Source organism: Nocardiopsis sp. NPDC055824 (assembly GCF_053616335.1).
Window position 1 is genome coordinate 71,877 of record NZ_JBSHDN010000002.1, and the last position, 20,755, is coordinate 92,631.

The 20,755-nt window shown below is 72.2% G+C and carries 18 protein-coding genes and 1 pseudogene; 18 read left to right on the plus strand and 1 reads right to left on the minus strand.

The window, feature by feature from the left end; all coding sequences use genetic code 11:
* Positions 1–9 precede the first annotated feature (9 nt).
* Genes ACWGL3_RS01145 through ACWGL3_RS01155 form a run of 3 tightly spaced genes read left to right on the plus strand, consistent with a single transcriptional unit; the run spans position 10 to position 2,958 of the window.
* Positions 10–1,317 (plus strand): aminotransferase class III-fold pyridoxal phosphate-dependent enzyme, encoded by a 1,308-nt coding sequence (locus tag ACWGL3_RS01145; RefSeq protein ID WP_267944871.1) that lies wholly within the window; start codon positions 10–12, stop codon positions 1,315–1,317.
* Complete coding sequence (locus ACWGL3_RS01150) at positions 1,314–2,228, plus strand: sulfotransferase family protein (protein WP_267944872.1); 915 nt, start codon at positions 1,314–1,316, stop codon at positions 2,226–2,228. The genes ACWGL3_RS01145 and ACWGL3_RS01150 overlap by 4 nt, the downstream gene beginning before the upstream one ends.
* A complete protein-coding gene (locus ACWGL3_RS01155) occupies positions 2,212–2,958 on the plus strand; it encodes a sulfite exporter TauE/SafE family protein (RefSeq protein ID WP_267944873.1) in 747 nt (248 codons plus the stop codon). Before ACWGL3_RS01150 ends, ACWGL3_RS01155 begins: the two co-directional genes overlap by 17 nt.
* 259 nt (positions 2,959–3,217) lie before the next feature.
* Here the strand turns inward: ACWGL3_RS01155 and ACWGL3_RS01160 are convergent, their stop codons facing one another.
* Positions 3,218–3,604, minus strand: a complete 387-nt coding sequence (locus ACWGL3_RS01160) for a MerR family transcriptional regulator (protein ID WP_267944874.1) — start codon at positions 3,602–3,604, stop codon at positions 3,218–3,220.
* A gap of 218 nt (positions 3,605–3,822) precedes the next feature.
* On the opposite strand from ACWGL3_RS01160, the gene ACWGL3_RS01165 reads away from it, so the two are divergent.
* The 15 genes and pseudogenes from ACWGL3_RS01165 (at position 3,823) to ACWGL3_RS01235 (ending at position 20,749) form a co-directional block, all read left to right on the plus strand.
* Complete coding sequence (locus tag ACWGL3_RS01165; RefSeq protein WP_452460638.1) at positions 3,823–5,055, plus strand: alkene reductase; 1,233 nt, start codon at positions 3,823–3,825, stop codon at positions 5,053–5,055.
* A gap of 169 nt (positions 5,056–5,224) precedes the next feature.
* On the plus strand, positions 5,225–6,310 hold the full coding sequence (locus ACWGL3_RS01170) for an SDR family oxidoreductase (RefSeq protein WP_267944876.1): 1,086 nt from the start codon (positions 5,225–5,227) through the stop codon (positions 6,308–6,310).
* Between the two features lie 360 nt (positions 6,311–6,670).
* Entirely contained in the window at positions 6,671–7,354 is a 684-nt protein-coding gene (locus ACWGL3_RS01175) for an NAD(P)H-binding protein (RefSeq protein WP_267944877.1), read from the plus strand.
* Between the two features lie 301 nt (positions 7,355–7,655).
* Positions 7,656–8,351, plus strand: coding sequence for an alpha/beta hydrolase (locus tag ACWGL3_RS01180; protein WP_452460639.1), 696 nt, complete (start codon positions 7,656–7,658; stop codon positions 8,349–8,351).
* A gap of 107 nt (positions 8,352–8,458) precedes the next feature.
* Positions 8,459–9,013, plus strand: coding sequence for a hypothetical protein (locus ACWGL3_RS01185; protein ID WP_267944879.1), 555 nt, complete (start codon positions 8,459–8,461; stop codon positions 9,011–9,013).
* Positions 9,014–9,377: 364 nt separating this feature from the next.
* Positions 9,378–10,424, plus strand: coding sequence for a hypothetical protein (locus tag ACWGL3_RS01190; protein WP_267944880.1), 1,047 nt, complete (start codon positions 9,378–9,380; stop codon positions 10,422–10,424).
* Between the two features lie 150 nt (positions 10,425–10,574).
* The gene (locus ACWGL3_RS01195; RefSeq protein ID WP_267944881.1) at positions 10,575–11,228 is read left to right on the plus strand and encodes a hypothetical protein; all 654 of its coding nucleotides are present in this window, start codon (positions 10,575–10,577) and stop codon (positions 11,226–11,228) included.
* A 131-nt stretch (positions 11,229–11,359) separates the two neighbouring features.
* Positions 11,360–12,154, plus strand: coding sequence for a nucleotidyltransferase domain-containing protein (locus ACWGL3_RS01200; protein ID WP_267944882.1), 795 nt, complete (start codon positions 11,360–11,362; stop codon positions 12,152–12,154).
* 293 nt (positions 12,155–12,447) lie between these two features.
* The gene (locus tag ACWGL3_RS01205; RefSeq protein WP_452460640.1) at positions 12,448–12,789 is read left to right on the plus strand and encodes a hypothetical protein; all 342 of its coding nucleotides are present in this window, start codon (positions 12,448–12,450) and stop codon (positions 12,787–12,789) included.
* A gap of 927 nt (positions 12,790–13,716) precedes the next feature.
* A complete protein-coding gene (rsgA, locus tag ACWGL3_RS01210) occupies positions 13,717–14,811 on the plus strand; it encodes a ribosome small subunit-dependent GTPase A (protein WP_452460641.1) in 1,095 nt (364 codons plus the stop codon).
* 41 nt (positions 14,812–14,852) lie between these two features.
* Positions 14,853–15,377, plus strand: a pseudogene (locus ACWGL3_RS01215) (SAM-dependent methyltransferase); the annotation flags it as partial.
* A gap of 222 nt (positions 15,378–15,599) precedes the next feature.
* Positions 15,600–16,109 (plus strand): GNAT family N-acetyltransferase, encoded by a 510-nt coding sequence (locus ACWGL3_RS01220; protein WP_267950414.1) that lies wholly within the window; start codon positions 15,600–15,602, stop codon positions 16,107–16,109.
* 1,006 nt (positions 16,110–17,115) lie between these two features.
* Positions 17,116–17,538 carry a (2Fe-2S)-binding protein gene (locus tag ACWGL3_RS01225; protein WP_378554867.1) on the plus strand — a complete coding sequence of 141 codons (423 nt, stop codon included), beginning with the start codon at positions 17,116–17,118 and terminating at the stop codon, positions 17,536–17,538.
* Positions 17,538–18,521: an FAD binding domain-containing protein gene (locus ACWGL3_RS01230; RefSeq protein ID WP_267944886.1), complete on the plus strand. Its 984-nt coding sequence runs from the start codon at positions 17,538–17,540 to the stop codon at positions 18,519–18,521. Before ACWGL3_RS01225 ends, ACWGL3_RS01230 begins: the two co-directional genes overlap by 1 nt.
* Positions 18,518–20,749: a xanthine dehydrogenase family protein molybdopterin-binding subunit gene (locus tag ACWGL3_RS01235; protein ID WP_452460642.1), complete on the plus strand. Its 2,232-nt coding sequence runs from the start codon at positions 18,518–18,520 to the stop codon at positions 20,747–20,749. Before ACWGL3_RS01230 ends, ACWGL3_RS01235 begins: the two co-directional genes overlap by 4 nt.
* Positions 20,750–20,755 lie beyond the last annotated feature (6 nt).

A 20,755-nucleotide genomic window follows, 5' to 3' on the forward strand; every position in this document is an offset into this window, starting at 1 on the left:
GAGGACCCCTTGGACGGAATACAGCAAGCACTCGACACCACCTGCACCCGGACGCGGGACATGGACCGCAAGAACCCGCTGCTGCTGGAACGGGGCCGGGGCGCGACGTTCACCGACGCCGAGGGCAGGTCCTACGTCGACTTCACCTCGTGCACCGGCGCCGCCCCCCTCGGCATGGGGCACCCCAGGATCGTGGATGCCGTCACCCGGCACCTCGCCGACGGCGGCGGCATCCTCCCCGGGACCATGAGCAGGATCCGCGTCGACCTCGCGCTACGGCTGCTGGACCTGTTCCCGCACAGCGAGAGGGTCGCCTTCATGCGGACCGGCTCCTGCGCGACCTCGGCAGCGGTGCGCCTGGCACGGGCGGCGACCGGCAAGAACACCGTCCTCACCAGCGGGTACCACGGATGGCACGACTGGCAGCTGCAGTACCAGGGCGACGCCCGGCAGCACGCGTACGACCCCCGGGTGCACCACTTCGGCTACGACGCCGACCAGCTGCTCGCGCTCTGCCGCGAGTACGCCGACGACCTCGCGGCCGTCGTCGTCTCCCCCGAACACGACGTCATGCCGACGGGGCACCTGGAGGAGCTCATCTCGATCACGCACGGGTTCGGCGGCGTCGCCGTCCTGGACGAGGTGATGACGGGGTTCCGCGTCGGCCCGGGCGGGCTGACGGCGCGCCTGGACCCCAGGCCCGACATCACCGTGCTCAGCAAGGGGCTCGCGAACGGCACCGCCCTCTCGGCCGTGCTGCTCGGCCCCCGGGTCGCCGGCGCCCACGAGGCCACCGACCTCGGGAACACCTACCTGCGCGAGACGACGCCGTTCGTCGTGGCGCTGGAGAGCATCGACCTCCTGGCCGAGGAGACGGCACGGGTGCACCGGACCACCGCGTCCCTGGGCGCCGGGCTCAACGAGGTGTTCTCCGCCACCGGCTACCCGGCGTGCGCGGCGTGGGACGACGGGATCCTCCACCTGGTCTTCGCCACCGGCGACCTCGCCGGCGGCTTCTACCGGACGATGCTCGACGCCGGACTCTTCCTGGGGAGCGGAGGGACGGTCCTGCCCGGGGCCGGGGTGACCGACGACCATGTGGCCCTCGCCGTCCGCACGGCCCGCACGCTCGCGGAGGGGACGGCCGCGACCGGCCACGCGAGCCCCTTCGAGACCCCCGACGACGCACTCTGGCAGCCGTTCGCCGACTTCTGCGCCGACGCCTTCCGCGCCACCCCCTCGGTGGCGGACCTGTGGTGGACGGCCAAGGTCGCCGCACAGGTGAAACCCGCCCGTGAGAAGGGAGCGCTCCGATGAACCCCGTCCTGCTCGGCGGTGAGAACCGCTCCGGCACCACGCTGCTCAGCATCGTCCTCAACTCCCACCCCGACCTGTGCGTGGGTCCCGAACTCGACTTCGTCGAGCCCCCCAACCTCGGCACGCACGTCCTGGAGGCGATCGAGCTGGTCCGGTCGCGCGACCCGCGCGCGGTCGGCCCCGGCACCTCCAGCGGGGATCCGTACTGGTACGACGCGGCCCATTTCGTCAAGCAGTGCGAACGGTTCGGCATCGGCTACGCCGAGCTGGCCGGGGCGATCCGCGCCCGGCTCGACAGGGACGGGGGCAACCTCGTCACGCTCCCGCAGCGGTGCGAGCTGATCAGGGTCCTCAGCGAGGCCCGCGCACGCGCGCAGGGCGCGCGGACGTGGGGCATCAAGCTGCAGCGCAAGATCAGGGACGTGGACGAGTTCGCCAGGATCTGGCCGCGGGCGCGGTTCATCCACATCGTCCGCGACGGCAGGGACGTCATCACCTCCCACCTCCACACGGTGCCCGACTGGGGCCACAAGGACGTCGAGACCGCGGCCCGGGACTGGGTGGAGATCATCTCCTTCGCGCGCCACCGGGCCCCGTCCGGCCGCTACCTCGAGGTGCGCTACGAGGACCTCGTCGCCTCCCCCGAGGCGGTCACCCGCCGGATGTGCGACTTCCTGGGCATCGCGTGGTCGGCGCGCATGGTCCGCCACCACGAGCTGGAGCACCCCCTCCACCGGAACCCGTGGTCCCACCCCGCCGCCGAGAAGACCAAGGCGCGGCTCACACAGAACTCCGTGGGCCGCTTCCGACGCGAACTCGGCCACACGAGGACGGCACAGTACGAGAGCGTCGCGGGGGACCTGCTGGCCGACTGCGGATACGAGCGGAGCACAGGTGCCCCCTCCCGATGACGCCGCCCTGTTCGCGGGGCTGTTCGCGCTGATCCTGTTCAGCGCCGCCGTCCAGTCCCTGTCCGGGTTCGGCTTCGCGCTGCTCAGCGCCCCGCTGCTCACGGCGGCGCTGGGCGGCCCCCAGGCCGTCTCGACCATCATGATCACCGGTACCGCCTGCGACATCGCCATCCTGGCGATGCGACGGGACGTGCCGCGGCCGGCGGTGCGCGAGACGTGCGCCCTCGCGCTGTGGTCGGCCCCGGGGATGCTCCTCGGGGCCTGGCTGCTCACGGCGCTGCCCGCGCTCGGGCTCCAGGTGTTCGTCGCGTGCGTGGTCATCGCGGCGGTGGTCCTGAGGGTCCTCTCGCGCGAGGACGGCGCCGTCCTGAACCCGGTCTGGGCGGCCCCGGCGGGCCTCCTGTCCGGGGCGTTGAGCACCTCGACGTCCCTCGGGGGACCGCCCAGCGTCTACTACCTCGTCCACCGGGGCCTGACCCCGCACACCATGCGCGACACCCTCGTCGCCCTCTCCCTGGTGCGCCTGCCCCTCAGCGTCGCGGCGCTCCTGTTCACGGGCGCCTGGGAGGTCTACCCCCTGTGGCTGCCGCTCGTAGGCGCCGCGCTCCTGGGTCAGGCGGCGGGCACCCGGGCCTTCCACCGCTTCGGCCACACCCGCTACGAACACATCGTCCTCGGCCTGCTCACCACGTCGGCCGTCGTGTCCCTGGGCGCCCTCGGTCTCACGTGAAGCCGAGGACCGCTGTCGGCGGGCGCCGGTACGCTCCCCGCCCCTCCCGCCACTGCCACTGCCACTGCGACCGGTGCGACGCCCTGCGACCGGTCAGGGCGCAGTCATGAACCCCGGGACGCCCTACGGCATCGAGGGGAAACCCCCTCGCCGGGCCGTGGGCCGTCGTCGGCGCCGTCCCGGTCCGCTCCTGCTCCTGACAGCGGACCCGTACCGTGCGTCCGGCCGCCCCCACGGGGGCGGCGGGCACGCGAAGGGTTCATGCCGATGCGGAGTGCCGGTCGGGCCCCGGAGGGGTGGCGCCGCGCAGGAAGCGGCGGACGGCGTCGCGGTTGCGGGTCAGGGCGTCGATACGGGCGTCCATCTGCTCGACCTCGCGGGCCAGGTTGGCGGCCAGTTCGCCGTCCACCTGCGGCCGGAGCTGGGACCCGGAGCCTTCGAAGCAGGGGACGACGACCCGGATGACGCGGGTGGACAGGCCGGCGGCGAGAAGGTCGCGCACCTGCTCCACCCGTGTCACGGAGGACTCGGGGTAGGAGCGGTAGCCGTTGCTCTCCCGCTCCGGGTGCAGCAGACCCTGCTCCTCGTAGTAGCGCAGGGTCCTGGTGGTCACGCCGGTGCGGCGCGCCAGCTCACCGATCTTCACCGGCCGGTCCCCCGTCCACTGCCCGAAGGTTGACATTCACGTACACGTCAGAGTGTACCGCCCCCCGCACTCTGACTACTCTATGCAATGCTTCATGCGAGGAGAGTACCCATCCCCCCCTTGCTTGACATTCACGTCAACGTCAAGGTTTATCTTCGGGGAATCTGGCGGCGACCCCGCCTGACCAGCCCGTTCGCCCCTGCCCCGGAGAGAAGACCATGCTGCACGACCGCACCACCCTGTTCGACCCCGTCCGACTCGGCGCGCTGTCGCTGTCCAACCGCATCGTCATGCCGCCGCTGACCCGCAGCCGAGCCCTGCCGGACGGCCGTCCGGGCCCCTCCGCCAAGCTCTACTACGCCCAGCGGGCCTCGGCCGGGCTCATCGTCTCCGAAGGCACCGCCATCTCCCCCGAGGCCGTCGGCAACCCCGACATCCCCGGCCTCTGGAACGACGAGCAGGTCCAGGCGTGGAAGCCGGTCACCGAGGCGGTCCACGACGCCGGAGCGGTCATCGTCACACAGCTGTGGCACACCGGGCGCGCCTCGCACCCCAGCCTCCAGCCCGGCGGCAAGGACCCCGTCGGCCCCTCCCCCCTCGCGATCACCGGCCTCACCTTCGCCCGCGACGGCCGCACCCCCCATGTGAGGCGCCGCACCCTGGAGACCGAGGAGATCCCCGCGATCGTCGCCCGGTACGGGCAGGCGGCGCGCAACGCTCGGGCGGCCGGGTTCGACGGCGTGGAGCTGCACGCCGCCAACGGCTACCTGATCGACCAGTTCCTCCAGGACGGCTCCAACCACCGCACGGACCGCTACGGCGGCAGCATCGAGAACCGTGCGCGGCTGTTGCTGGAGGCCCTCGACGCACTGATCGACGCGGTCGGCGCGGACCGGGTAGGCGTGCGCCTGTCCCCGAGCAGCACCTTCCAGGACATGACCGACTCCGATCCGATCGCGCTGTTCGCCTACGTCCTGGAGGCACTCGCCGAGCGCGACCCGGCCTACCTGCACCTGGTCGAGCCGGGCGTCTTCGGCGACGACTCCGCGCAGCGGCCGGCCGACGGCATCGACAGCGCCTGGGTCCGCAAGCGCTACCCGGGGCGCGTGATCGCGACCGGTGGCTACGACCGGGAGCGGGCCCTTGCCGCCGTGGGCGGGGGGACCGCCGATGCCGTGGCCTTCGGACGGGCCTTCATCGCCAACCCCGACCTGCCCGAGCGCCTGGAGCGCGGCGCCGCGCTGAACGAGGCCGACCGGGCGACCTTCTACGGCGGCGACGACCACGGCTACCTCGACTACCCCTCCCTGGAGGCCGAGCGACTCCTCGCCGACCTGCGCGAGGGGCGCGCCCAACCGGTCCCCGGCCTGGAGCTCGTCTCCGAGACGCCGCCGGAGCAGTGGCACCAGGCCTGGGCCCAGCAGCACGCGTCCGCCCCGGCCCGGCCCTGAGCAGCGACGACAGCGCCGCCCGCGCACGCCGGCGAAGCCGCACCGGGCCCTCGGCACTCGTCGGCCGCCCCGGCCGGGCGGGGCCGCCGGGCCCGCGGAAGCCACGACGATCTGCCGCGCACGGGCATCCCGACACCGTCCGCCCGTGCCGGAGAAAGCAAGGAGACACATGAACACAGCAAGCAACTCTCAGCGTCGCGCCCTGGTCGTGGGCGGCACCGGGATCGCCGGCCGGGCCCTGTGCCGGGAACTGGTCGCGCAGGGGTGGCACACCGCCAGCCTCTCCCGCCGGACCACCGCGCCCCGCGACGGGGTCGAGGCCCTGCGCGCCGATCTGACCGATCCCGGGTCCGTCCGGGCGGCCCTGGCCGGACTGGAGCCCACACACGTCTTCTTCACGGCGTGGAGCCGCCAGACGACCGAGGCGCAGAACATCACCGTCAACTCCGCCATGGTCCGCAACGTCATGAACGCGGTGGGCCCGTCCGGGCAGCTGCGGCACGTGGCGCTGGTCACCGGCCTCAAGCACTACCTGGGCCCGTTCGAGGCCTACGGCACCGGCGCGACGCGGGACACCCCCTTCCACGAGGACGAACCCCGCCTGGACACCCCGAACTTCTACTACGCCCAGGAAGACGAACTGTGGGAGGCCGCCGAGCGCCACCGGTTCTCCTGGAGCGTCCACCGCTCGCACACCGTCATCGGCCACGCACTCGGCAACGCCATGAACATCGGACAGACGCTGGCCGCTCAGGCGGCCCTGTGCCGCGCCGAAGGACGGCCCTTCGTCTTCCCCGGCAACGAGGTGCAGTGGAACGGTGTCACGGACATGACGGACGCCGGCCTCCTCGCCCGCCAGATGCTCTGGGCCGCCACCGCCGACGGCCTTCCCAGCCAGGCCTACAACACCGCCAACGGAGACGTCTTCCGCTGGCGCTGGATGTGGCCCCGCATCGCGGAGCGGCTCGGCGTCGAACCCCGGGGTTACGCCGACCGCCCGCGCCCGCTGGAGGAGCAGATGGCCGGGAAAGCCGACGCATGGCGCCTGTTGGCGGAACGCGAGGGCCTGGTGGAGGCCGACCTGACCCGGGTGGCGTCCTGGTGGCACACCGACAGCGACCTCAACCGTCCCCTCGAGTGCTTCACCGACATGACCCGCAGCCGCAGCGCCGGGTTCACCGACTACGCCGACACCCTCACCTGCTTCACCGACCTGTTCGACACCTTGCGCGAGGAGCGGGTGATCCCCGCCTGACCCCACCGGCCCCGACACGCGGGGCCCTGTGGTGGGAGCATGCCGTCGAGGCGTTCCCCGGTTACGGCGGGGACCAGGCCCGGACCGACCGGCAGATCCCGGTCCTCCTCCTGGAACCCGCGCAGCACGGCTGACACCGGGGCCATGGCCTACGCGGACGAGCGGGTACGGGGAGCGCACCGGGCCGCTCCCCGCCCGCTCGTCGGCGTCACCGGACGGCCCGCCCGTAAAACTTACGGATCACTTCGCCCTGCTCCAGGATGGTCCGGAGGGAGGGAACCGGGGAGCAGATACCTTGTGGCACCAGGAGCCGCCGGTCGGGACCGTCCGGCCTCGCAACCGGTACACAAGGAGGCGCTCATGTCGGATGCCGAGCGCGTGGTCGTCCTCGGCGGCCACGGCAAGGTCGCCCTGCTCACCGCACCCAAGCTCACGAGCGCGGGCTATTCCGTCGACTCGGTCATCCGGGACCCCGCCCAGAGCGGCGATGTCGAAGCCGCGGGAGGCAACCCCGTCGTGCTCGACATCGAGCGGGCGGACGTCGAGGCGCTCACGGAAGCCTTCGACGGCGCGCGGGCCGTGGTGTTCGCCGCCGGCGCGGGTGGGGGCGACCCCGCGCGCACCGCCAGGGTCGACCACGAGGCGGCCGTCCGCGCGATGAGGGCCGCCGAGAAGGCGGGCGTGAGGCGCTTCGTCATCGTGTCCTACGCGGGAGCCGGGGTCGATGTGGACAGGATCGACCCGGACAACCCCTTCTACGCCTACGCGAAGGCCAAGCACGACGCCGACGCGCACCTGAGGGGGACCGAACTGGACTTCACGATCCTCGGCCCCGGGAACCTCACCCTCGAACCGGCGACGGGGAAGATCCGGCTCGCGGACGCCGACGGCACGATCGACGGCCGGCAGCCGGGCGACGAGGGCCGCACCTCCCGGGACAACGTCGCCGAAGTGATCACCCACGTCATCACCGCGAACGCCGGCATCCGGCAGACCGTGAACTTCTACGACGGCCCGACACCGATCCCCGAGGCGCTCCCCTGAGCAAGGCCGGCCAGGCGCGCAACCGCGGGAAACTCGGCTCCCGCGGCGGCCGGCCGCCGCGTCTCGACCCGGTCGACCACCGCGAGCGCCATGCGGTCGAGCGCGGAACCGACCGCCTCGAGAGGCACCGCGCGGTTGCCACGCTCTACGACGGGCCGCGGTCCGATACGAGGCGGCCGTCCTTGTCCCGGCCGTCGACGCATGGCTGTGAACGGCCGGACACGGGCTTGGCCGGAACCAGGCGTTCTGCTGTCGGCCGACACGGTCGCGGTTCCCATGGCACAGGCGACAGGATCGTCGCATGCAGCCGCTCTTCGTTCTCGTGCACAGCCCGTCCGTGGGTCCCTCCACCTGGCAACCTGTGGCCGAACGCCTGACGGCGGCGGGCTACCGGGTGCGGGTGCCGTCCCTCCTGCACATCGGCGCCGGTGCTCCGCCCTTCTGGCCCCGGATCGCGGAGGCCGTCCGCGACGACCTGCGGCAGGCCCCGGCCGGCAGTCCCGTCACTCTGGTGGCACACAGCAACGCAGGCTTGTTCCTCCCGGTGATCCGCTCGAGCCTCGACCACCCGGTGGCCAGTTCGGTCTTCGTCGATGCCGCACTGCCGGCACGGATCGGGCCGATACCCGTCGCCCCGCCCGAGGTGCTGGAGTTCCTCCGCCCGATGGCTGCGAACGGCAGGCTGCCACGCTGGACCGACTGGTGGGACGAGGCGGACATCGCACCCATGTTCCCCGATCCGCTGGTGCGGCGGACCGTCACCGAGGAGCAGCCCACCCTGCCGCTGTCCTACTACGAGCAGCACATCCCGGTTCCCGAGTCCTGGGACGACCATCCCTGTTCCTACTTGCAGTTCAGCCCTGCCTACGACGGCCTTGCCGCCAAGGCGCGTGAACGCGGCTGGCGCGTGGCGCACCTGCCCGGCGCGCACCTCCACCAGCTCGTCGATCCCGCCGGCACAGCCGGGCACCTCGTTGAACTCGCCACGACGATGTGATCCACCTTCGATACACACGCCAGGACCCTCCGGCCCCGACCAAACGCACCCCTGCCGGTTCACCGATTCTCCTGTCAGAGGTCAGGGTGCACGGGAACAATGGCTCCATGACATCACCGAAAGCACCCGTTCCGTCCCGCTCGGTCGCCTTATCCGCCCTCTGTGCGTCCGCGGTCGTACTGACCCTGGCGGGCTGCGGCGGGCCGGCTCAGCCCCCTGAAGAGGTCCCGTCGGCCGGCGTCCCGTCAACGCCCCCGACCAGCCCCTCCACCTCCCCGTCGGCTTCCCCCTCCCCGGTCGCACCGTCCGACGGCACCGATCTGGCCGCCTGCTCCGACGGCGACTGCGAGGTGGAGGTGACCGCACCGGCAGAGGTCGACCTCGACCCGGAGTTCGCCATCGACACCCTCACGATCGACTCGATCACGGACGGGTCGTTGGCGTTCACGATGACCAGCACCGCGGGCGAGGTGTCCTTCGGCTGCCAGAACAGTGACTCCGCGCCCTGCGACAGCAGTCTGCAAGGAACGTTCGGCCCCGGCGGCGCGGCCACGGGACAGGCGACCGGCGGACCCGGCGCGCAGGTCGGCCTCAACGACCTCGTCCTGGAGGTGGTGGACGTGAGCGGTGACAGCGCGATCATGCGGATCGCGCCTGCCTGAGCGCTCCCCCGAAGTCACGGCCCGGGGCCAGGCATCCGGTCGGACCAGGCCGAGAGACGGCCAACGGCGCTTCTGGAAGCACTCCGGGGAACCGCACCGCAACGGCGGAGGAGCCCTCCTTCTCGACCGGCTCCGGGCGCGGGCAGGGATGAGCAGCTCCGCGGTCAGGGTGGTCGGAAGCGGGGTGTGCCTGCACGCAACGCGTGATCAGCAGGACACCGCCCCGGGCCTTGTCACCGGTGGCCGCTACTGTCAGGCCCTCCGGCGGAACAACCCGACCGCCGTCCAGCGCAGTCGTCGTCCGAAACGCCGGAACCGCCAGTGGGCCGGCCTCCGGGACCGACCTGTCCCACAGAGAGCCGGCATGCCCCGCACCACACCCCCGCGACCGGTCGACATCACCGCTGTCGTCCCCCGGCTGGCGCCGCTGGCGCGCACCACGACCCGGTTGCACCCCCGCCCCGGATCACCGTCCGTCCGCGACAGTTCGATCGGCGGTCCGCTGCTGTGGCCGACCGCCGAGCCGTGGCCGCACTGCGACGGCCCCCACGAGCGAGGCTTCGCGGTGGACATGTCCCTGGTGGACCTGAGGCTGGAACGGCTACGCGCCGCCGTGCGCGGCAGGAACAGGACCCCGCAGGAGCAGAAGACCCTCGGGCAGCTGGAGTCCCGGGCCTATCCGCTCACGAGCCCACCGATCGCGCCGCACCACGGTTCGGTGGCGATGCTGCCGCTCGCGCAACTGTACGCGCGCGACGTGCCCGACCTGCCCGCCCCGGCGGGGTCGGACCTGCTCCAGGTGCTGTGGTGCCCCTTCGACCACCCACCGGACACGTTCATGCCCAGGACCGCGCTGGTCTGGCGGTCCTCGGCCGCGGTCACCGGCGTCCGCACCGCACCCCCGGAACCGGCGGCGGTGCAGTACCCGGGCTACCTGCCCGAGCCGTGCCTGATCGAGCCGGAGCAGGTCACCGAGTACCCCCATCTCCTGGAGTTGGGCAAGGACCTGCAGGAGCTGTTGGGACGGTGGAACACGTGGGAGGCGGCCGGCGCCGCCCCGGACAGCTCCTACGCGCCCGCCCCGGAGGAGTTCTACCAGGACGAGTTGTCCGTGGCTCCCGGCTGGAAGGTCGGCGGATGGGCGCCATGGGGCCCCACGGACCCCGTTTCCCGGTTCTGCCCCGCCTGCGGCACCGGGATGGATCCGCTCCTGACGGTCGCCACGTTCGAATGGGACAGCAGAGACCAGACCTGGGTTCCGCACGAGGACCTGACCGCTGTGTCGTCCCAACGCCCCGGTTGCCCCGACCCGAGGATGCCGACCGCGGTCCAGATCGCCAGCGGCTACAGACAGCAGCTCTACATCTGCCCGGCGGACCCGGAGCACCCGCACACCGAGCTGATGCAGTGAGCGCCCGGACGGCGGCCGCCCGCGCACCGCTGTCTGCGGCCCCGCTCCCGCCCGGGGAGGGGGCATCCGCCCCATGTCCACGGTCAACCCCGTGATCTGCGCTCTCGGCACGACGCCATGAACCGTCGACTCCCACAGGAGAATGACCGTGTGATCGATCCCGGGACCATCGACCTGACCGAGTTCCTGCACACCTGGTACGGCGCGCCCAGCAGACGCGCGGCACCGCTTCCCGATTCCTGCGACTGGCTCCCCGGTCCGCTGAAGGACTGGCACACTCTGGCCCGCCGGTGGGACACCCGGCTCACCCACACGACGTCGATGATTCCACCCGAGAAAATTCTTACCGCCGACGGCAAGGCCGTTTTCATGGTGGACTCGACGGCCGACTGGCGCTGGTGCATCGACCCGGACGAGCCGGACAGCGTCTTCGATGCCGAGGAATACGACCCCGTGGAGAGGAACCCGGAACGGCTCGCGGACTTTCTCGTCCACAACACCGTCAGAGAAGCCGCCTTCGCCGCCGCCGCCAGGACGTGGGCGCCCGCGGTTCCCGACGAAGCGTTGCCGGAGATCCTCTCCCCCATGGAAGAAGTCGCGTTCGGCGCCTGGAAGTGGCCGGTGCCGGGCTGCAGGATCTTCCTGGGCGACGGCGCGCTCGCGGAGATCGTCGAGGTCGATCCCGACTCCGGGTGGGAGGTCCACGTGGCCGCGCCGGGCTTCGCTTCCCTGTCCCGCCTGGAGAACATATCCGGAGCACACTGGCGGACGCCTGGGGGCTCGCCGAGAACCGCCCCGAAGTGAGGCCGGGCGCCTGAAGCGCCGCAACGGTGCCGGCCGTCGTGGCCCGGCGGTGCTCACCGGATACCGCCTGCGAAACCCCTGCCGAACGGTGTGATACGTTCGAAAACTTTGTTCGCGCAGGAAGGAACTCCATGGACATGCCCTCCCCGCACCGCCGCTTCCTCGACGATGTGCTTCCCGGGATGCGGCAGGAGCCGAGAATTGCCGGCGTGGCCGTCGCGGGGTCGATCGCGGGAGGACTGTCCGACATCTACTCCGACGTCGATCTGGTCGTGGCCGTCGAGGACGAGGCGTTCGATTCCGTCATGGCCGAACGCCTCGCTCTGATCGGCTCGTGGACCGACCTCGTGGCGGGATTCACCGGGGAGCACGTCGGCGAACCCCGTCTGATCATCACTCTGGTCGGCCCGCCTCTTCTCCATGTCGACTTCAAGTTCGTGCGGGTCCGCGACTTCGCCGAGCGCGTCGAGGACCCCGCCATCCTGTGGGACCGGAACGGCGACCTGGCCGACGTCCTCGCGGCGCACCCGCTCGCGACCGATCCGCTCGACCTCCAGTGGATCGAGGACCGGTTCTGGATATGGGTGCACTACGGTGCCGCGAAGCTCGGCCGCGGAGAGTTGTTCGAGGTCATCGGCTTTCTCGGCTACCTGCGCGATGCCGTGCTGGGCCCGTTGGCCGCGCAGCGAGCGGGAGCGCCGTCCCGCGGCGTCCGCCACCTCGAATCCGTCGCACCGGACGAGGCCCGGGAGCTGCGGGCGACACTCTGCGGTCACGACGCCCACGAGGCCGGCCGGGCCATCCTCGCCACGGTCGACCTCTACCGACGCTGGCGCGACGACACCGGAGCCGCCCTCGACCACCGCCGCACCGCCGAACGGCTTGCCGTCCGCTACCTCCACGACGTCATCGACCGGCCGGCCTGACCGAAGTGCTCCGGCGGGTCACCGAACGGGGATGCGTCGACGTGGACGGTGAGCCGGTCTGGCTGTGCGAGGAGAACTGCTCCTGAGCCCGCGGTGGACCGGACGCGGGGCACCACGCCCGCCGCTCCGCAGGGGACAGCCGCCTCTGCCACCGCCTGCGTGCCCGCGCGGGCCCGGCGCGTAGACGCGTCGCCTCACGCGGACCGCACGCCCGGCTCCGCAGAGGCAGAGGGCCGCGGCACCCGGGTACGGCTACTCATGTGCGTGGCCGCGCCCCTGGCCAGACTGGGCGCATGGCATACACCGAACCGGCCGCCTTCCTGGACCGTCACCCCTGGCTCGCGTTCCCCCTCTGGGTCCTCGGGGTCCTCGTTCTGGGAGGCGGCGCCTTCGTCCTCGTCATGGGTGCGTACATGGCCACGGCCAACGGCGCGCACCCCTGGGACGGGCCGCTGCTGTCCATCGCCCTGTACCTGCTCTACGCCGCCCTGCCGGTGTCGTTCCTGTACATGATGCTGGTATTGAAGGGGCGCCGTACGCGCCGCGGCACCCGCATCGTGGGCACGCTGCTCCTGGCCCTGGTGTGCGTCATGTTCGCGGCGGTGATGACCTCCGCCGCCCTGGAACCCCTGTAACCGGCCCCGCCCCGGCCGCGGCACAGGCACAGCCCCGTAGGCGCTCCCCTCACGGCCGTGCCGGGCCGGGGCCTCCCGGCCGTGACCCCCGTACCGGTCAGCTTCCGGCCGTGTTGCCAGCCCCCTCGGCAGTCGCGGGAGGGCAGACCGGGGTCCACCTGGTCTGCAACGAGGGTCCCGCTGCTGGAGCTGGCGGAGGGGGAACCGGCCCTGACCGCCCTGGCCCTGGACGAGCGGGATCGCCCGCACATGCTGTGGGGACAGGGGGAGTCGGTGCCCAGCTTCATGAGCGGGTCCGACTTCGACGCCCAGACGCAGTACCCTGCGCTGCACCGAACCGCTCTGCGGGTCACAGGTGTGACCTGCGGACTCCCCTCGGACACACGTCCAGAACGCCACCGGCCCCACACGCCTTCGAGTGTGGGGCCGGACGGGTCGGGGCGTGGGGAACAGCAGAGCAGGATCGTGCGCCAAGCGCTCTTCGCACAGGTCAGCGGGGCGTGGTCTCCTCGCTGTGGCGGCACCGCAGGATTGACCGCAGACAACCCGCGACGAGCTACGCGGTTCTGCGGCCGGGGCCGGGCGACCGGTTGGCCTACGACTGCCGAGCTCCTCGGTCGACCGACTCCGCCTCGCGGTGACCCCGTGTGATGGCCCGGTCAGGCAGGTCCCCGCGCGACAGGCCGGGGCTTCTCGCCTTCGTGCTACCATTACCGGCGCAGAGACAACCCGGTCGGCTGCGGGACCAGAAATGGGAGGTGAGTTGATGTCTGCGGTGAAGGCTGCTGCCCTGTGCAGCGCCCGTTGGACCATCCTCACGTCCCGGGCCCCGGTCTGACCTGACGCTGATCCCCCTGTCGGAGCCCTGACGGCTCACAGGAGGCGGTACTCCGTGCTCATCGGGGCCCCTTTTCTAGGGTCTCTACGTTGTCTCCATCCCTTTCGCATCATGCTCAGCCGTACTCCCTGGCGGACTACGGCTGGGACCAGGCGTGCGAGCGCGCCTTCGCCCCCTATCGCGCCGACGGGCTGATCCCGGCCCGCATCGTCCGGGCCGACCGCGGCTCGTGCGAAGCCGTCACCGACACCGGAACCGTCCGCGCGGACCTCCCCGGCGCCGCGGACCAGAGCGATCCGCTGACGGCACCGTGCACCGGTGACTGGGCGGCCCTGCGTCCCCTCACCGGCGCCGCACCGGTCCTGCACGAGGTCCTGGAGCGGCGCACCACCCTGGTGCGCGCCTCGGCCTCACGGACCTCGCACGGCCAGCTCCTGGCCGCCAACGTCGACACCGTCGTGGTGACGGTCTCCCTGGCCGCACCGCTCAAGCACGGCCGCACCGAACGCATGCTCGCCCTGGCATGGGAAAGCGGCGCACAACCGGTCGTGGTCCTGACCAAGGCAGACGCGTGCGCGGACCTGCCCTCGGTGCAGGAACAGGTGTCACAGGTGGCCGCCGGTGTGGACGTGCTGGTCACCAGTGCCCGGACCGGGCAGGGCCTGGACGTCCTGACCGCCGTCCTCGACGGCACCATCGTGCTGCTCGGCCCCTCCGGGGCGGGCAAGTCCACCCTGGGCAACCGGCTGCTGGGCCAGGACCTGCTGGCCACCGGCGCCGTGCGCGAGGCGGACGGCAAGGGACGGCACACCACGTCCTGGCGGGAGCTGCTCCCGCTGCCCGGCGGGGGCGTGCTGCTGGACACCCCCGGCCTGCGGGCGATCGGCCTGCACGACGCCCAGGGCGGCCTGGAACAGACCTTCGCCGAGATCGAACACCTCGCCCAGGAGTGCCGGTTCGCCGACTGCTCCCACACGAGTGAACCGGGCTGCGCGGTGCTGGCAGCCGTCGAGGCGGGAGAGATCCCCCACCGCCGTCTGGACAGCTACCACCGGCTGCTCCGGGAGAACGCCTACGCCGCCTCCCGCACCGACGCGCGGTTGCGCGCCGGCCGCGAAGCCGACAAGAAGGACATCACCCGGCACCTGCGTGCCACCTACCGGTTCCGGGAGCGCCAGCAGTGAAGGACACCGACAACACCCACCAGGGCGCCGGCGACGACCCGGTGACGCAGGCGCTCCTGTCCCTGCACCACGACCTGCCCCGGCAGGGCCCGGGGTCGGACGCCACCACGCGCCGCCTGCTCAAGGCGGCCGGTCCTTTGCCCGAGCGCCCGCGGGTGCTCGACGCGGGCTGCGGCCCCGGCCGCGCCGCCCTGCTGCTCGCCGAAGAGGCCGGCGCCCGCGTGCTCGCGGTCGACCTGCACCAGCCGTTCCTGGACAGCCTCGCTGCCGAGTCGGCCCGCCGGGGCCTGGGCGAGCAGGTCAGGGTCCTCAACTGCTCGATGGACACGCTGCCCGTCCCCGATCACAGCTTCGACCTGATCTGGGCCGAGGGGTCGGTGTACACCATCGGCTTCGACCGTGCCCTGCGCTCCTGGCGACGCCTGCTGGCTCCCGACGGCGTCCTGGCCCTCACCGAGATCGAATGGACCGGGCCCGACCCAGCCGCTGCGGCGCGCGCCTACTGGGCGGCGGCCTACCCGCTGCGCACCCACTCCGCCAACGCCGCCGCCGCGCGGGCGGCCGGCTATGAGGTGCTCGCGCACTGGCCGCTGCCCGAGAGCGACTGGTGGGACGAGTACTACACGCCCCTCACCCAGCGCATCACCCGAGCGGACCCGCAGTACCCCGGCATGCCGGAGGCACTGGCCGCGCACCGGGCAGAGATCGACATGCGGCGCCGGTACGGCAGCGACTACGACTACGCCACCTACCTGCTCCGCCCCCACGACGACACCGAGAACGGAACCATGACCACCTGGACCACCCGCCCCGAGGCCACCGACGACATCCCCGCCATCCGCGACATCCTCCTGGCGGCCTTCCCCGCCGCCGCCGAGGCCGACATCGTCGACGCCCTGCGCGCCGACCCCCGGGCGTGGATCGAGGGGTTGTCGATGGTCACCACGACCGCTGAGGGCACTCCGGTCGGGTACGCACTGCTCAGCCGCTGCCACGTCGACGGCGAGCCCGCCCTCGCCCTGGCCCCGTGCGCGGTGGTGCCCTCCGCCCAGCGCACCGGGGCCGGTTCGGCCGCGATTCGCGCGGCCCTGGGCGCCGCCCGGGCCATGGGCGAGAACCTCGTCCTCGTCCTGGGCCATGCCGACTACTACCCGCGGTTCGGCTTCACCCCGGCCTCCCGCTTCGGTATCCGGGCGCCCTTCGAGGTTCCCGACGAGGCCATGATGGCCATGGCCCTGGACGGTGCCCGCCCCGTCCCGACCGGCACCATCGGCTACCCCGCCGCGTTCGGGGTCTGACCCCTCCCGCGCCCCCAGGGGGGCTCCCCCCGGGGGCGCGGCCCCTGCAATGCGTGTTTCCAGAAGCCACCCCGGCAGCCCGTGCCCGGAAATGCTCGTTTCCAGAAGTACGACACCCACCGCGAGGCCGACCGGGCTGCCCGCCTCGGTTCACCCATAGCCCCTTTCGGGCTTACCTGGTTCCCTCGTTGCCCCTCGCCGCAGCTTCGAGAGAACCAGGCCCATATCAGGACGGCCAAGGCTCGACAGCCCCTGCCTTCCTCCCCGTCAGAGATGGACGATGGCTCCGATCCCGCCGCCCGAGGATTGGGGTTTTCAGCAGCCTGAAAAATTCCGGCGAATATAGACTCCGGAACGAATTCCAGGCAGATTTCCGCAAAACCAGCTCTGCCAGTCGTTTCCTGCGTCGGTCCTGATGTATTCGAAGCGCCGCCCTTGATGTACTTGCCCGCCGCTCGAATACCCTGCTCCCGGTCCGCTGCGGTCATCCACGCTGGTGTACAGGACACGGCAGGTGATGGCGGCTTCCGCGATGGAGAAGGCGGGAGGCGACGCGGATGACGGTGGGGGCTCGCAGGGACGCGGCCACCCGCGATGGGGCGATCGCCCGTACCGCCGCACGGTCGGACGCCCGATCCCGCGAAGGTTCCCCCGAAAGGGGGATCGGTGAGTCCTGGCTGAGGTTTCCCCGAGCCGCCAGCATGGACGCCATCGCCACCTCCCCGCACGGCCGGCGGTTCCCCCGCCCCGCCTTTCCGGTATTCGCACAGGCCCGCACGTCAGGACGCACACATCAGGAGTCGCCATGCCTCCCACCGATCCATCGCGAGAACGTCCGCGCCCTGGGCCAGGGACGTCCCGCCGGCAGTCCCCCGGTAGCGCCGGTGCGGCCACGGCGGCGGGCGCCGTGCCGACCGTGGCCGAGAACGCCCCGACCGCGACCGTGGAATCCGTCGGCGAGAACCTGGTCGAGGTGAGCCTGCGGGTGAACGGCAGCCGGGTCCGGATGGAGACCGACCCGCGGGCGACCCTGCTCGACACCCTGCGCGACCGGCTCGCGCTGACCGGCACCAAGAAGGGCTGCGACCGCGGCCAGTGCGGTGCGTGCACCGTCCAGGTCGACGGCAGGCGGGTGCTGTCGTGCCTGACGCTGGCGGCGGCCCTGGACGGCGCCCGGGTCACGTCGATCGAGGGTCTGGCCGACGGCGACGAGCTGCACCCCGTGCAGCAGGCCTTCATCGACCACGACGGCTTCCAGTGCGGTTTCTGCACCCCCGGACAGATCATGTCGGCGGTGTCCCTGGTCGAGGAGGGACGGACCGGCTCGGACGAGGAGATCCGGGAGCACATGTCGGGCAACATCTGCCGGTGCAGCGCGTACCCGTTCATCGTGGACGCCGTCAGGTCCGTTCGCGGGAAGGTGGGCTGATGCGTCCCTACGACTTCACCCGCCCCCGGTCGGTCGGTGCGGCCCTGGGCGACGCCCACGAGGGCAGCGCCTTCCTCGCGGGTGGCACCACCCTGGTGGACCTGATGAAGCTCGAGCTGATGACCCCTTCGCGCGTGGTGGACATCAACCGGCTGCCACTGCGCGGTATCACCGTCGATCGCGGCGGTCTGCACGTGGGCGCGCTGGAACGGATGAGCGACGTCGCGGACCACCAGGACGTCCGATCCCGGTACCCGATGATCAGCCAGGCACTCGAGCTCAGCGCCTCACCCCAGATCAGGAACATGGCGAGCATGGGCGGCAACCTGCTGCAGCGCACGCGGTGCGGCTACTTCCGCGACCTGACGACAGCCTGTAACAAGCGCGAGCCCGGCAGCGGCTGCGCCGCGCTGACCGGTCACAGCCGGATGCACGCGGTGCTGGGCACGAGCGACGCGTGCGTCGCCACGCACCCGAGCGACGTCGCGGTGGCACTCGTCGCCCTCGACGCCCGGGTGCACCTGGAGAGCCTCCGGGAGAAGCGCACCGTCGCGCTGGCGGACTTCTACCGGCTGCCCGGCCACACCCCGCAGGTCGAGAACGAGCTGCGGGCCGGCGAGCTGCTCACCGGGCTGACCGTGCCGCCGCTGCCGTGGGCGTCCAGGTCGGCCTACCTCAAGATCCGGGACCGCCGGTCGTACGAGTTCGCCCTGGCGTCCGTCGCCGTCGCGCTCGACCTCGACCTCGACCGCGGCACGATCCGCGACGCACGCGTCGCCGCCGGCGGGGTGGGCACCCGCCCCTGGCGGCTGGAGGCGGTGGAACGGGCGCTCGTCGGCAGGCCGGCCGCCCTCGCGACGTACGAGGCGGCCGCCGCACCGGCGGGCGAGGACGCCCGCACGCTCCCCCACAACATGTTCAAGCCGGCCCTGCTCCGCCGCACGCTCGTGCGCGCCCTCGTCGCCCTGGGAGGCCGGTCGTGAGCACCCCGATCGGAAGTGACGTCGCCCGCGTCGACGGTCGGCTCAAGGTGACCGGCGCCGCGCGCTACACGGCCGACCACCCCGTCGACCGCGCCGCCGCCGCCCACGTCGTGGTGAGCGCGATCGCCCGCGGCCGTGTCCGGGCGATGCACGTCGACGAGGCCCGGAGACAACCGGGCGTGATCGCGGTCTACACCCCGCTCGCTCCGCTGCCGATCCACGCCGTGCCCGGCTTCGGCGAGAACTACGCGCCGCTGCAGGACCGGGAGGTGCGCTTCCGCGGGCAGATCATCGGCCTGGTGGTGGCGGAGACCGCGGAACAGGCCCGGGACGCGGCCGCACGGGTCACCGTCGAGTACGAGGAAGCGCCGGCCCGGACCTCCCTCTCCGCAGGGCTTCCGGGCCTGCCCTCGCCCGGCATGTCGCCGGACGGTCCGTCGCCCGACCCGACCCTGCTCGCGCCGGGCGTCGACACGATCGACGACGCGCTCCGGGCGAGCGCGGTCGTGGTGGAGACGACCGTGGAACAGGAGGCGCAGAGCCATGTCGCGATGGAACCGCACGGCATCACGGCGGTGTGGCAGGGCGACGACCTCACCGTCTACTCGGGTTCTCAGGCACCCCAGATGTACGCCATGCTGCTCGCGACCCGCATCGGGATCCCCCCGGACCGGGTCCGGGTGGTCAGCCCCTTCGTCGGCGGGGGCTTCGGGAGCCGGGTGCCGGTCTGGAGCGAGGCCGCGCTCGCCGCGGTGGCGGCCCGGGAGCTCGCCCGCCCCGTCCGGCTCGCCCTCACCCGGGAGCAGAGCATCGTGCTGTCCGGGCACCGGCCGATGATGACCCAGCGGGTCCGGCTCGGCGCCGACCGGGACGGCACGCTCAACGCGGTGTCCCACGAGAGCGCCGCCGAGTTGCCCGCTGTCGGCGGCTGGCCCGAGATCCCCGCGACGGAGACGACCGGCGTCCTCTACCGCACCCGCAACCTGGCGATCGACCAGCGGCTGGTCACCATGGACACCCCGCCCACGTGGGCGATGCGGGCACCGAACGAGGCGCCGGGCGCGTTCGCGCTCGAGACCGCGATGGACGAGCTCGCCGTCGCCCTGGACATGGACCCGCTCGAGCTGAGGCTGCGCAACTACACGACGACCGTGCCCAGCAGCGGGCAGGCGTGGACGAGCAAGCGCCTCGACGAGTGCTACCGCATCGGGGCGGAACGCTTCGGCTGGGAGGACCGGGACCCGGTCCCCGGCTCCCGCGTCGATGGCGACTGGCTGATCGGCGTCGGCATGGCGAGCGCGGTCTACCCCGCGCACGCGGAACCGTGGCCGGTGCGGATGCAGCTGCGCGACTCCGGAACCGTCGTGGTGTCGGCCTCGACGCCCGACATCGGGACCGGAACGTACACGGTGGCCTCGATCGTCGCCTCCGACGCGCTCGGTGTGCCGATCGAACGGGTGACGGCCGAGCTGGGCGACTCCGCCCTGCCCGCGAGCGCCCCCGCGGCCGGTTCCCGCGCCGCCGGCGCCCTGGCCCCGGCGATCCAGTCGACCTCGCGGGTACTGATCGCCGCCCTGCTGGACCTGGCCGTCCGGACGGAGGGGTCGCCCTTCCGAGGGCTCGACCCGTCCGCCCTGACCTACCGGGAGGGGCGGGTCGAGGCGGGCGCGGACTCGGCCTCGTTCGCCGAGCTGCTCGGGATGGCCCGGCTGCCCGCGGTCGAGGCCACGACACCGGTGGCCGAGCCCTCCGCCGCGCGGCTCGCAGCGCACGGCTTCGGCGCGCACTTCTGCGAAGTACGGGTCAACCGCTTCACCGGCGAGCCCCGGGTCAGCCGGTTCACGAGCGCCTTCGACGTCGGGCGGGTGCTCAGCGCCCGCACGGCGCGCAGCCAGTTCGTCGGCGCCGTCGTCTTCGGCATCGGCGGCGCTCTGCTGGAGGCGAACCCGGTGGAGGAGAGCGGGCGCTTCGCCGCGGGGAACCTGGGCGACTACCTGGTGGCCGTGAACGCCGACGTCCCACCGATCGACGTGACGTGGCTCGACTACTCCGACACCGCCTTCAGTGCCACAGGGGCTCGCGGTCTCGGCGAGCTCGGCACCGTGGGCAGCGCCGCCGCGGTCGGGAACGCGGTCTTCAACGCCACCGGCATCCGGGTCCGCGACCTGCCGATCACCCTCGACAAGCTGATCGGCCGAGGGGAGACCGGCGCCCTCCATCGCGTGTGACGAGGC